9 protein-coding genes are annotated in these 12,723 nt (G+C 68.7%); 2 read left to right on the plus strand and 7 right to left on the minus strand.

The genetic code is table 11. From position 1 onward, the window contains the following. Positions 1 to 211: 211 nt before the first annotated feature. The 3 genes from HWX00_RS03125 to HWX00_RS03135 are packed head-to-tail and all read right to left on the minus strand — an operon-like array spanning position 212 to position 6,024. Positions 212 to 1,672, minus strand: a complete 1,461-nt coding sequence (locus tag HWX00_RS03125) for an efflux transporter outer membrane subunit (RefSeq protein ID WP_175027010.1) — start codon at positions 1,670 to 1,672, stop codon at positions 212 to 214. Beyond that, a complete protein-coding gene (locus tag HWX00_RS03130; RefSeq protein ID WP_175026911.1) occupies positions 1,672 to 4,809 on the minus strand; it encodes a multidrug efflux RND transporter permease subunit in 3,138 nt (1,045 codons plus the stop codon). Before HWX00_RS03130 ends, HWX00_RS03125 begins: the two co-directional genes overlap by 1 nt. A 15-nt stretch (positions 4,810 to 4,824) precedes the next feature. Continuing rightward, the gene (locus tag HWX00_RS03135; protein ID WP_034186934.1) at positions 4,825 to 6,024 is read right to left on the minus strand and encodes a MexX/AxyX family multidrug efflux RND transporter periplasmic adaptor subunit; all 1,200 of its coding nucleotides are present in this window, start codon (positions 6,022 to 6,024) and stop codon (positions 4,825 to 4,827) included. Between the two features lie 150 nt (positions 6,025 to 6,174). Between HWX00_RS03135 and HWX00_RS03140 the strand changes: the two genes are divergently transcribed. Together HWX00_RS03140 and HWX00_RS03145 are read left to right on the plus strand one after the other, a co-directional pair. Then, entirely contained in the window at positions 6,175 to 6,825 is a 651-nt protein-coding gene (locus tag HWX00_RS03140; RefSeq protein WP_175026912.1) for a TetR family transcriptional regulator, read from the plus strand. Between the two features lie 335 nt (positions 6,826 to 7,160). Then, a complete protein-coding gene (locus HWX00_RS03145; RefSeq protein ID WP_175026913.1) occupies positions 7,161 to 8,426 on the plus strand; it encodes a M23 family metallopeptidase in 1,266 nt (421 codons plus the stop codon). 28 nt (positions 8,427 to 8,454) lie between these two features. On the opposite strand, the gene HWX00_RS03150 is transcribed toward HWX00_RS03145, so the two are convergent. The 4 genes from HWX00_RS03150 to HWX00_RS03165 all read right to left on the minus strand — a co-directional run bounded on the left by HWX00_RS03150 (position 8,455) and on the right by HWX00_RS03165 (position 12,644). Next, positions 8,455 to 9,177, minus strand: coding sequence for an amino acid ABC transporter permease (locus HWX00_RS03150; protein ID WP_034186937.1), 723 nt, complete (start codon positions 9,175 to 9,177; stop codon positions 8,455 to 8,457). A gap of 2 nt (positions 9,178 to 9,179) precedes the next feature. Next, positions 9,180 to 9,902: an amino acid ABC transporter permease gene (locus HWX00_RS03155; RefSeq protein ID WP_069705165.1), complete on the minus strand. Its 723-nt coding sequence runs from the start codon at positions 9,900 to 9,902 to the stop codon at positions 9,180 to 9,182. 101 nt (positions 9,903 to 10,003) lie between these two features. Then, the gene (locus HWX00_RS03160; protein WP_034186939.1) at positions 10,004 to 10,819 is read right to left on the minus strand and encodes an ABC transporter substrate-binding protein; all 816 of its coding nucleotides are present in this window, start codon (positions 10,817 to 10,819) and stop codon (positions 10,004 to 10,006) included. A gap of 316 nt (positions 10,820 to 11,135) precedes the next feature. Then, the gene (locus HWX00_RS03165) at positions 11,136 to 12,644 is read right to left on the minus strand and encodes an agmatine deiminase family protein (protein ID WP_175026914.1); all 1,509 of its coding nucleotides are present in this window, start codon (positions 12,642 to 12,644) and stop codon (positions 11,136 to 11,138) included. Positions 12,645 to 12,723 lie beyond the last annotated feature (79 nt).

The following is a 12,723-nucleotide window of genomic DNA, read 5'->3' on the forward strand; positions in this document are numbered from 1 at the left end:
TCGTCGGATGCGGGTTGCCGCGGAAGGCGCGCGTGCGCCCCGCCGCGAAATGAATCACACCTGGAGGATTCGCCGGACAGCGAAAGGAAGTGCCGACAGCGACCGGCGATACGGCCGGCAGTACGACTGTCGCGGCGGCGGCCGCACGCCGGATCGTACCGCCGCCGTCATGTCGTGCGGTGCGCCGCGGCACCGGGCGACGACACGCATGTCACGCGGAAATCGCCGCCTCGGCCGAGGCCGGTGTCCAGCCGCCACCGAGCGCGCGGTACAGCGCGATCGCATTCGCGAGCCTGAGCTGCTTGAGCCGGATCAGCTCCTGCCCCGACTCGTACGTGCTGCGCTGCGCGTCGAGCAGTTCGAGATACGTCGCGACACCGCCCGCATAACGACGCTCGGCGAGCTTCAGCCGCGCGCCGTCGGCCGCATACACCGCCTGTTGCGCGGCAAGCTGGCGATCGATCCAGTCGCGCGCGGCGAACGCGTCGGCCACTTCACGGAACGCGGTCTGCACCGCCTTCTCGTATTCGGCGACCGCGATGTGCTTGCGTGCGTTCGCGACGTCGAGATTCGCGCGATTGCGGCCGCCCGCGAAGATCGGCAGCGTGATGCGCGGCGCGAACGTCCATACGCTCGTGCCGGCGGAGAACAGGCTCGAAAACGCGTCGCTGACCGAGCCGTAGTCGGTGGTCAACGCGATGCGCGGAAAGAACGCCGCGCGCGCGGCGCCGATCTGCGCGTTGGCGGCCTTGAGCCGCGCCTCGGCCTGCCGGATGTCTGGCCGCCGTTCGAGCAGCGCGCTCGGCGCGCCCGGCGCCACCGGTGCGATCGACAGCGTGTCGAGCGCGCTCGCGTCGTCGGGCCCGTTGCGTGCGAAGTCACCCGCTAGCAGCTGCAGCGCCCGCACGGCCTGCGCATGCTCGCGCTGCAGCGCGGCCTGCGAGGCACGCGCGGAGGCCACCAGCATCTCGGCCGAGCGCAGCTCGATCGCGTCGCTCGTGCCGGCCGCATAACGACGCTGCGTGAGCGCGGCCATGCGTTCGCGCGCATCGAGCGTGCGCTGCGCGAGCGCAAGCTGTTCGTGCAGCGAGCGTTCCGACACGTACGCGCCCGCCACTTCGGCGATCACGCCGATGCGAACCGTGCGCTGCGCGTCGGCCGTCGCGAAATACTCGGCAAGCGCCGCATCGGACAGGTTGCGCACGCGCCCGAACAGGTCGAGCTCGTACGCGCTGACGCCGACGCCCGCGCGGTACAGCCCGCTGATCGCGCTTTCGCGCACGACCGGGTCGTACTGGCGGGCGCGCTCGTAGCCGAGATTCGCATCGACCGACGGCATCAGGTCCGCGCGCTGCACGCCGTACAGCGCGCGCGCTTCGTCGAGCCGGCCGGCCGCGATCCGCAGGTCGCGGTTGTTGGCGAGCGCGGCGTCGATCCACGCCTGCAGCGCCGGATCGGTGAAATACGCGTGCCAGTCGTCGAGCAGCGCGGCATCCCGCGCCGCAACCGGTTCGGCGGCCGGCGCCGCGCTGCCGTCGACCGGCGCATAGCTCGACGGCACCGGTGCCGCGGGCCGCTCGTAACGCGGGGCGAGCGAGCACCCGGCGAGCGCGAGCGCGGCGACCAGCGCGAGCCGAACCCGCAGCACCGCGCGTGCATTCAGCGCAACCATCATTGCGAACCCTCCATCGCCGCCGGCCGCGCCCCGCCGCGCCGGCGCGGGCCGACGTCGAACAGGCGGCCGACGATCACGAAAAACAGCGGGACGAGGAACACCGCGAGCACGGTCGCCGTGATCACGCCGCCGAGCACGCCGGTGCCGATCGCCATCTGCGCGCCGGACGCGGCGCCCGACGCGAACGCGAGCGGCAGCACGCCGACGCCGAACGCGAGCGACGTCATCACGATCGGCCGCAGCCGCAGGCGTGCTGCCTCGAGCGCGGCGTCGACGAGCGACATGCGCTGCGCGACGAGATCCTTCGCGACTTCGACGATCAGGATCGCGTTCTTCGCGGACAGCCCGATCGTCGCGATCAGCCCCACCTTGAAATAGATGTCGTTCGGCATCGCCCGCAGCGTGACGCCGAGCACCGCGCCGATCACGCCGAGCGGGACGACCAGCATCACCGCGAACGGGATCGACCAGCTCTCGTAGAGTGCCGCGAGCGCCAGGAACACGACGAGCACCGACAGCGCGAACAGCATCGGCGCCTGCGCGCCCGACAGCCGCTCCTCGAACGATTGCCCCGACCACGCATAACCGATGCCGGCCGGCAGCTGCGCGGCGATCCGCTCGATCGCGGTCATCGCATCGCCGCTGCTGTGGCCGGCCGCGGCCGAACCGTTGATCGTGAACGACGGATAGCCGTTGTAGCGCGTGAGCTGCGGCGGCCCGAGCGTCCAGTGCAGCGTCGTGAACGCCGCGAGCGGCACCATCTCGCCGCGCGCGTTGCGCACGCGCAGCTTCTTCACGTCGTCCGGATCGAGCCGGTGCAGCCCGTCGGCCTGCACCATCACGCGCCGCACCTGCGTGCCGTGCATGAAGTCGCCGATATAGTCCGAACCGAACATCACCGCGAGCGTCGTATTGATCTCGTCCATCGACACGCCGAGCGCGGACGCCTTCGCGCGATCGATGTCGAGCTTCAGTTGCGGCGCATCCTGCGTGCCCGCGAACATCAGGTCGGTCAGCGCACGGTCCTTGCCGCCCGCGGCGAGCAGCTGTTCGCGCGCGGCGCTGAACGTCGCGTAATCGAGCCCGCCGCGGTTCTGCAGCCGGAAGTCGAAGCCGCTCGACGAGCCGAGATCGGGCAGCGCCGGCGCGTTCATCGCGAACACCGTGGTGTTCGGCGTGCCCGCGAATCGCGCGTTGATGCGCGCGACGATCGACTGCACGTGATCGCGTTCCGCCTGGCGCATCTTCCAGTTCTTCAGCGTGACGAAGATCATCCCGCCGTTCGGCCCTTCGCCGTACAGGTTGAAGCCGCCGAGCGCGAACGTATACGCGGCCGGCTCGTCCTTGCGGATATACGACTCGACCTCGCGCACGCTCTGCATCGTTTCCGCGAGCGGCGTGCCTTGCGGGCGGATCACCATCACCATGAAGTTGCCCTGGTCCTCGTCCGGCAGGAACGCGGTCGGCAGCTGCGCGAGCATCAGCACCGCGGCCGCGATCAGCGCGCCGTACACCACGAGCCAGCGCACGGGCTTCTTCAGCATCGTGCCGACCCGCGTCGCGTAGCGCTGCGTCGCACGCGCGACGAAACGGTTGAACCAGCCGAAGAAGCCGCGCTTCTCGTGATGGTCGCCGGACACGGGCTTGAGCAGCGTCGCGCACAGCGCGGGCGTCAGCGACAGCGCGAGGAACGCGGAGAAGCCGATCGACACCGCGAGCGACAGCGCGAACTGCCGGTAGATGTTGCCCACCGCGCCGCCGAAGAACGCCATCGGCACGAACACCGACGTCAGCACGACGGTGATCCCGACGATCGCGCCGCTGATCTGCTTCATCGCCTTGACGGTCGCGTCGTACGGCCCGAGCCCCTCCTCGACCATCAGCCGCTCGACGTTCTCGACGACGACGATCGCGTCGTCGACGAGGATGCCGATCGCGAGCACCATCCCGAACATTGTCAGCACGTTGATCGAGAAGCCGGCCGCATACATCACGCCGAACGTGCCCGCGAGCGCGACCGGCACGACGAGCGTCGGGATCAGCGTCGCGCGCAGGTTCTGCATGAACAGGAACATCACGAGGAACACCAGCACGCCGGCCTCGATCAGCGTCGTGACGACCTTGTTCATCGACACGCGCACGAACGACGAGGTCTCGTACGGGATCTGGTACTTCACGCCCGGCGGGAAGAACCGGGACAGCTCGTCCATCGTCGCGCGCACGCGTTTCTCGGTCGATACCGCGTTCGAGCCCGGCGCGAGCTTGATGCCCATCCCGGTCGCGACCTTGCCGTTCACGTACGACGGGTAGTTGTAGTCGTTGCCGCCGAACTCGACACGCGCGACGTCGCGCAGGAACAGCGCGGAGCCGTCGGCCTGCGTGCGCAGCGCGATCGCGCCGAATTCGGCCGGCGTCTTCAGCGGCGCATCGGCGAACACGGTCGCCGCGATCGGCGCGCTGGCCGGCACCGCGCCGCGCCCGATGTCGCCGATCGTCACGCGCGCGTTGTGCGCGCGCACGGCCGACGCGATGTCCGACGCGGTGAGGCCGTGCCCGGCCATCTTCACCGGGTCGGGCCAGATCCGCATCGCGTACTCCGCGCCCCAGAACTGCACCCGGCCGACACCCTCGACGCGACGCAGCGCCTGCACGACGTTCGCCGATGCATATTCGCCGAGCTGCACGTCGGTCATCCGGCCGTCGTCGGACGTGAGCGACACGACGAGCTGGATGTTGTCGGCGGCCTTCTCGACCTGGATGCCGTCGCCGCGCACCGGTTCGGGCAAGCGCGCCTCGACCATCTTCAGCCGGTTCTGCACTTCGACGGCCGCGAGATCGGCGTTCACGCCCTGCTTGAACGTCAGGTACAGCGACGCCATCCCGACGCTGCTGGTGGCCGACGTATACATCAGCCCCGGCGCGCCGTTCATCTCGCGCTCGATCAGCGCGGTCACCGATTCCTCGACGACCTGCGCGGACGCGCCCGGGTACGTCGCATAGATACTGACGACGGGCGGTGCGATGTCCGGGTACTGCGCAACGGGCAGCGCGCGGATCGCGAACATGCCGCCCAGCATGATGAAAATGGCGATCACCCACGCGAAGACGGGGCGATCGATGAAGAAACGTGCCATGTTGGTTTGAACCGGTCAGGTTTGACGGGCGGCCGCCTGCGAAGCGGCCGCGGCCGGCGCCGCCTTCGACGGCGGCGACTTCTCGACGGGCTTGACGGCCGTATCGGGCGCGAACTGCGACGCGTCGTCGACGATCACGCGTTCGCCGCCCGCGAGGCCGCGCGTGATGCGCCAGTCACGGCCGCTCATCTGGTCGGCCGTGACCTCGACGTCCTTGACCTTGCCGTTCGTGCCGACCACGCGTACCGACGTACGGTCGGCGGTGCGCAGCAGCGCGTCGCGCGGCACGAGGATCGCGCGCTGGTCGACCGCCGTGTCGAGCGCGATCCGCACGTACGCGCCCGGCAGCAGTTCGCGCTCCGGATTCGGGAACAGCGCGCGCATCGCGACGGTGTCGGTGGTCGGATCGACCGCGAGATCGCTGAACAGCAGCTTGCCCTTCAACGGATACGCGGTGCCGTCGGCGCGCAGCAGCGTCACCGCGACGTCGTGCTGCGCAATGCCCGTCGCGCGCCCGCTCTTCACCGCGCGGCGCAACGCGTCGACATCGGCGGCCGGCTGCGAGAAGTTCACGTAGATCGGATCGAGCTGCTCGACGGTCGTGAGCGGCGTCGCCTGGTCCTGGCCGACGAGCGCGCCTTCGGTCACGAGCGCGCGTCGCGCGCGGCCCGCGATCGGTGCGGTGACGGTGGCATAGTCGAGCTGCAGTTGCGCACGCGCGAGCTCGGCCTTCGCCGATGCGACCTCGGCCTTCGCCTGCGTATCGGCCGCAACGGCTTCGGTATGGTCGCGCTCGCTCACCGCGCGGTCGCGCACCAGATCGTCGTAGCGGCGGCGCTTGTCGCTCGCCGCGAGCGCCGCGGCCTGCGCTTTCGCGAGCGCGCCCTGCGCGGCGTCGCGGGCGGCCTTCAGCGGCGCGGGATCGATGCGGAACAGCACCGCGCCCTGCTTCACTTCCTGACCTTCCTCGTAGGTGCGCGCGGTGACGATGCCCGCGACCCGCGCGCGCACTTCCGCCTGCCGGTACGCGTCGAGCCGGCCCGGCAGTTCGACGGTCATCGGCACGGCCGTCGGACGTACCGTCACGACGGTGGCCTGCTTCGCGGTCTCCGGCGCGGCGTCCTTGTCGCCCTTTCCACATCCGGCCAGGGCCAGCACGGCCGCCAGCGCGAACGGCGCCAGCCCGTGGCGCGACAGGGAGCGATTGTTATTCATGTGTGACCTCGGATCGTTCGCCGCCGATACAATGCGGCGGCTCAGGGTGGCCGATTATAATCAGTCACGACTGATTAAATACTTTCCGTTTCAATCTGACCGACACACTGTCTCAATAAAACGACAGCGAATTGTAAGGAGCTTCACGACATGGCCCGCAAGACCCGGGAAGAATCGCTCGCCATCAAGCACCGGATCCTCGACGCCGCCGAGCTCGTGCTGCTCGAGAAAGGCGTCGCGCAAACCGCGATGGCGGACCTCGCCGAGGCCGCCGGGATGCCGCGGGGCGCCGTCTACGGCCATTACCGCAACAAGATGGAAGTGTGTCTCGCGATGTGCGACCGCGCGTTCGCGCGCACGTCGGAAGGCTTCGACGCGGGCGACGGCCTGCCGCCGCTCGCCACGCTGCGGCGCGCGGCGTCGCACTACCTGCAGGAATGCGGCGCACCGGGCCCGATGCAGCGCGTGCTGGTGATCCTCTATACGAAGTGCGAGCAAAGCGAGGAAAACGGCGCGCTGCAGCGGCGCCGCATGCTGCTCGAACTGCAGATGCTGCGGATCACGAAGGCGCTGCTGCGCCGCGCGATCGCGGCCGGCGAAATCGCCGCCGATCTCGACGTGCACCTGGCCGCCGTCTATCTCGTGTCGCTGCTCGAAGGCGTGTTCGCGTCGATGATCTGGACCAACCGGCTGCGCGGCAATCTGTGGAACGACGCCGAAGCGATGCTCGACGCCGGTTTCGACACCGTCCGGACATCGGCCGCGTTGCGCGTTCGCGCGCAAAAATTGCCAGGCCAGTGAAAAACGTCGTAACAAATGCTGATTTAGCCCGATTTACCGCACTGCGAAACGAATGAGCTGACCCTCTTTAAAATTTTTAACGTTTCCCGGAACATCGGTAGACTGACGCTGTCATCTTTCTTTAGCGTCTTCGTGATAACCGGGTTCGACCCGGTATGCACGCCGCCGTTCGAAGCGGGCTCGCCCCGTATGTTGGGTCGAACGGAAACGACACAGGCCCCTGGCGGGGCCTGTTTTGTTGCACGCCCGCCGCCCGCCCCGTCGCCGTTCGACGGATGAGCCGCCGGCGGCCCCTGCCCACACCCCTTTGAACCGCTTTCCTGGATGTGGACACCTTGGTCAAGTCTGCCGCTACTCCTGATGCTTTCGCGCCCGGCCGCGCGCAGCGCATCGCGCGCGCGCTCGTGCCGGCCGCCGTGCTCGGCGCCCTCGCCGCATTCGGTCTCGCCGCCGCGCTGCCGGCCGTATCGCAACTGCCCGGCGCCGTCGATTCCGGCACGGCCGCGCTGCCGCAGCGCGTACTGTCCGACACGCCGTTTCCGACCGCGCAGCATTTCGTGACGAGCGAACTCGCCCGCACGATCGGCGAGCGCAACGAACATGTCGATCTCAACGACCGCAGCCAGCAGCCGGGCCTGTTCGCCCCGCTCAGCGCGCACCGCAACGACATGCTCGGCTATGCGAGCCTGTTCCGGTTCGCGGCGCCCGAGAACCAGAACGGAATGCGCGCGGGCGACATCGAACTCACGCTGTCCGACACGCTGAACCGCCTCGACGTACCGCCCGAAGTGCGCATCCAGCTCGGCGATCTCGTCACCGGCAAGGTCGCGATGCGCGCAAGCGCGCAGCGCGGCGACTACTACCGCGTCGCGTTCGACACGAACGACGGCACGCCGCGCCTCACCGCGCTCGAGCTGCGCGTCGCCGGCCGCACGTTCGGCGCGATCTGGTTCCGTGCGCCGGGCGCCCAGCACGGCGCGTACTACACGCTCGACGGCGCGCCGCTCGAAGCGGCCGCGTTCACGATGCCGGTCAAGTGGACGCGCATCAGCTCGTTCTTCGGCGAGCGCATCCATCCGCTCTCGCAGGCGATGGCGTTCCATACGGGTGTCGATCTCGCCGCGCCGAGCGGCACGCCCGTCGATGCGGCGGCCGACGGCGTCGTATCGTTCGCCGGGTTCGATCCGGGCGGCTACGGCCGCTACGTGATCGTCGATCATGCGGACGGCTACTCGACCTACTACGCGCACCTGTCCGCGTTCGCGCGCGGGCTCAAGGTCGGCGAAACCGTCAAGCAGGGCCAGCGCATCGGCTCGGTCGGGATGACGGGCGCCGCCACGGGCCCGCACCTGCATTTCGAGGTGCGTGTCGCGAACGATCCGGTCGACCCGCTCGTCACGCTCGCCAGCGCGCAGACGGCGCTGTCTGACATGCAGCTCACCGCGTTCCGCCAGGAAGCCGCGCAATGGCGCTTCCGCCTCGCGTCGATCAATACGGCGCCGTTCGGGTTCGCGCAGAACGACGGGCCGCTGTGGGGCGATTTCGCGACCGACAAATCGACGCTGCGCGCGGTCTTCAATACGCACTACTCGGCGTCGTAACGCGCGTGCCGCTGCGTCCGGCGCGCCGTTACTGCGCGGGTTCCGTGCACTCCGCCGCCTGCACGGCGCGTTGCGCGCGCGGGCGGCGCGACAGCAGCCAGCGTGCCGCGCCGTCGAGCGACGTGCACAGCACCAGATAGATCACCGCGACGAACAGGAAGATCGGCGCCGGATACACCATCAGCCGGTTGTTCACCTGCGTCGCGACGAACGACAGCTCCGGCACGCCGACGATATACGCGAGCGACGTGTCCTTCACGAGCGCGACCCACTGGTTGACGAACGACGGCGTCATGATCCGGATCGCCTGCGGCAGCAGCACGTAGCGCACCGTCTGCCAGCGCGTGAGCCCGAGCGACAGCCCGGCCTGCCATTGCCCGTCACCCGCCGCGACGATGCCCGCATGCACCGCATGCGCGAGATACGCGCCGCCGATCAGGGCAAGCGCGCACACGACCGTCGCGAGCCCCGGCACGTCCATGTGCAGCAGCACGGGCATCAGGAAATACGTCCAGAAGATCAGCATCAGCACCGGAATCGCGCGGAAGAAGCCGATGAACGCGAGCAACAGCACGCGTGCCGGGCCGCGTGCGAGTGCCATCGCGACGCCGAGCGCGACACCGAGCACCGCCGACGCGATGGCGGACGCGATCGCCAGCACCAGCGACAGCGCGGCACCGCCCAGCGGGCCGTCGGGATATGCGCCGACGAGCAGGTACGGCAGGTTGGAGAGGAGCAGCGAAAGGTCCATCGTCACCGCCCCGCGCCGAGCCGGTCACGCCATTGCGTGGCCGCGTACGCACCGGCCTCGATCGCGGCCACCGCCGCGACGTACAGCAGCGTCGCGACGCCGAACGCGGCGAAGGTCTTGAACGTCTCGGTCTCGACCTGCCTGGACGCATACGACAGCTCGGCCACGCCGATCGCCATCGCGAGCGACGAGTTCTTCACGAGATTCATGTACTGGCCGAACAACGGCGGCAACGCGATCCGCACGGCCTGCGGCAGCACCACGTAGCGCAGCGACTGCATCGGCGTGAGGCCGAGCGCGGCGGCCGCGTCATGCTGCGCGCGCCGCACGCCGCGCAGGCCGGCTTCGCACTCCTCGGCGACGAACGCGGCCGTGTAGGCGCTCAACCCGACCCAGCCCGCGACGAATTCGAACGACGGCCACGCGAGCGTGAACGGACCGGCGCTCACCGCATGGCGCGCATTCAGCCACGCGATCCACGTGTCGGGCAGCAACGACGCGACGCCGAAATACCAGAACAGCAACTGCACGAGCAGCGGCGTGTTGCGAAATGCGACGATGTACGCGGCGGCGGCCGCGCGCGGTGCCGCGCCGCGTGCATGACGCATGACGGCGAGCAGCAGCCCGCCGACGGTCGCCGCAACGGCCGACGCGGCCGCGAGACCGAGCGTCAGCAGGAAGCCCTGCCAGAGCCAGGACAGATATTTGGGAGCCAACCCGAGCATGTCGTATGACGGGCGCGAAACGCGCGATCGAAAGAAAACGAAAAGCGCCGCGACGCCGGTATCCCGGCGCTCACGCGGCGCACGTGCGGCCGGAGCCTGAATCAGGTCTTGTCGCCGATGCGGAAGATGCGCGTGAGCGGCGTCTTCGTCGTCGGCCCGAACCACGCGTCGTAGATCTGCGTCGCGCGGCCGTTCGCCTCGAGGCCCTTCAGCGTGTCGTTGACGAAGCCGAGCAGGCGCGTCTCGCCCTTCGGCACGCCGACGCCCATGTAGTCGTTCGAGATCGTGAATGCCGGGATCTCGTAGTTCTGCTTGTCGGGCACATTCGCGAGCAGGCCGATCAGCTTCGGGCCGTCCTGCGTGATCGCCTGCACGTTGCCGGCGCGCAGCGCGGCGAATGCGAACGGCGTATCGTCGTACGCGACGATCGTCGCCTTCGGGAATTTCTCGCGCAGCGTGATCTCGTTGGTCGTGCCCTTGTCCGCGCCGACGCGCAGGCCGTTCAGCTGGTCGGCCGATTTCAGCACGCCCTTCTTCGCGAGAAACTGCTGGCCCGACGAGAAATACGGAATGCTGAAGTCGACCTGCTTCGCACGCTCGTCGGTGATCGTGAAGTTCGCGAGCACGAGATCGACCTTGCCGGACGTCAGGAACGGGATGCGGTTCGCGGGATTGGTCGGCTGCAGTTGCAGCTTCACGCCGAGCTTGTCGGCGAGCGCCTTCGCGTAGTCGACGTCGAGGCCGACGATGTGGTTGTTCTTCGCGTCGACATAACCGAACGGCGGGTTGCTGTCGAACGTCGCGACGCGCAGCACGCCGGCCTTCTTGATGTCGTCGAGCCGGTCCGCATGCGCGACGGTGCCTGCGGTGATGAGCGCGGCCCCGACGAGCCACGTAGCGAGAGTGTGGAATTTCATGAGCACGACCTGATTTGTTATGAAGGCCGCCGCGGATCGCGCGGCGGCCCGGTTCGAAGAACATCGCGACGCAGTGTGTCGCCGCGAAGCCGCTAACGTAGCAGCGCGTGCGGCGAATCCGAACCAACAAATGGTGCTTTGCTCTGCGGGTTTCGTGATGAGGCGCGCGGTACGGCGCACAAAAAAAAGACGCCCGCTGCACGCAGCGGGCGCGAATCCCAGTCAAGGAGGTGTCACACGAACTACAGGCCCAGATTAAGGAATTCGCGTGAAACGGACAACGAATCGATTTCCATATCGATATGACGCGACACGCTCACGCCGGTACTTCCCGGGTCGCGCAGTGGATGCCGCCGCCGCCCGACGCGATGCCGAGGATGTCGACCTGCACGATCGCGCGACTGCCCGCATATGGCCGGATCGCGGCGACCGCGGCCGCGTCCGCCGCCGCATCGTTGAACTTCGGCATCACGATCGCGCCGTTGCACGTATAGAAGTTGATGTAGCCGGCCGCGAAATGCGACATCTGTCGCTCGCTGAGCGTCGTGCCGGCCGAGGTCCCGAAGCTGACGGGCGGCACGAGCTCGACGATCCGCAGCGGCCGGCCGTTCGCGTCGGTCTGGCCCGCCAGGCGCTTCCGGTTCGCGTCCGTCAACGCACGCTCGCCGGTCGAATTCGACGCGTCGTAACAGCAGGCGACCACGCCGGGCGCGAGAAAACGCGCATAGAAATCGACGTGACCGTTCGTGATGTCGCTCTCGCCGGCCGGCGTCGCCGCGCCGCCGGCACCGCCCACGCCGCTGCCGCGCGGATAGGTCGGCGTGCCCGGCAACCAGATGATCTTCCGCACCCCGAGCGTGCGCTGCAGTTCGGCGAGCACGACCTCGCGGGCCGTCGGCAGCAGCGTGGCGTTGGCGATCACGCCATTCGGGATGTCGAACAGCTGCGGATTGCGGTTCACGTGCAGCACGGCCGATTCGGTGAGGATCGCCGTCGCGTCGCCGTCGAATTCGATCGCGCCGCCTTCGAGCGTCAACGTGCTGCGGACCAGGGTCGCGCCTTGGGTCTGCGCCATCCAGCCCGCCACCCTGCCGTCCTGGCTGAATGGCTGGAAGAACTTGCCGGCCTTCGACCGGTTGCTCGCGGCCAGGATCGCCGGCGCAATCGTGCCCGCGCTCTGGCCGGCGCCGTCGGTGTTGGCGTTGCCCCAGCCGTTGAAATTGAAACCGATCGCGTTCAGTGCATTGCCGTTCGCCGTGTCGCGGACGAACACGCACCCCGTGTCGCGCACCCAGAAATCGTTGAAACCGTCGGCGAGCGGCACGAGGGTGATTCCGCCCGTGCCCGCGGCGCGCGCCGCATAGCGCGCATGCAGGTCCGGATTCGCGACACTCGCGCTCGCGAGCAGCGCGCGGGCCGCGTCCAGATCGACCGGCAGCACCAGCATGGTGACCGGTTCGGTCGCGCCGATCGCCTTCGCGACGTCCATCAGGTCGGCCCGCACGCGATCGATGCCGGCATCCGTACTCTGTGACGTGACGGGCGACCAGATGCCGTCCACGCCGGACGCGAAGGTCATGTAGGTCGACGCGTGCGGCGCATCTTCCGCCGGCAGCCGGTACACGGCCTGCCGTGCCGACGGTGTCGGGCGCGAGGCGGACGCCGCGTCGGCCGTACCGCCGTCGCCGCCGCCGCATGCGGCCAGTCCACCCAGCAGCGGCATGCCGAGCCAGGCGGCCGAACAGCGGATGAATCCGCGTCGGCCGGCATCCGGCATGGGCGACGCGTTCGGGTTCGTGATCACGTCGTTTCGTTGCTTCGCCATGTATTCCACTCCATTGCGCGGACGGCGCGCATGCGTACGCGCCGGAATCCGTTCCACGAAACGGATTCCGCATTGTTAT

Origin of the sequence: Burkholderia seminalis DSM 23518 (assembly GCF_902832885.1) — a bacterium.
Classification (GTDB): Bacteria; Pseudomonadota; Gammaproteobacteria; order Burkholderiales; family Burkholderiaceae; genus Burkholderia; species Burkholderia seminalis.

Coding starts and splice junctions, on each gene's coding strand:
- HWX00_RS03150 (WP_034186937.1), bottom strand. CDS start 9,177: ATGGACCTTTCGCTGCTCCTCTCCAACCTGCCGTACCTGCTCGTCGGC.
- HWX00_RS03130 (WP_175026911.1), bottom strand. CDS start 4,809: ATGGCACGTTTCTTCATCGATCGCCCCGTCTTCGCGTGGGTGATCGCC.
- HWX00_RS03155 (WP_069705165.1), bottom strand. CDS start 9,902: ATGCTCGGGTTGGCTCCCAAATATCTGTCCTGGCTCTGGCAGGGCTTC.
- HWX00_RS03165 (WP_175026914.1), bottom strand. CDS start 12,644: ATGGCGAAGCAACGAAACGACGTGATCACGAACCCGAACGCGTCGCCC.
- HWX00_RS03125 (WP_175027010.1), bottom strand. CDS start 1,672: ATGGTTGCGCTGAATGCACGCGCGGTGCTGCGGGTTCGGCTCGCGCTG.
- HWX00_RS03140 (WP_175026912.1), top strand. CDS start 6,175: ATGGCCCGCAAGACCCGGGAAGAATCGCTCGCCATCAAGCACCGGATC.
- HWX00_RS03135 (WP_034186934.1), bottom strand. CDS start 6,024: ATGAATAACAATCGCTCCCTGTCGCGCCACGGGCTGGCGCCGTTCGCG.
- HWX00_RS03160 (WP_034186939.1), bottom strand. CDS start 10,819: ATGAAATTCCACACTCTCGCTACGTGGCTCGTCGGGGCCGCGCTCATC.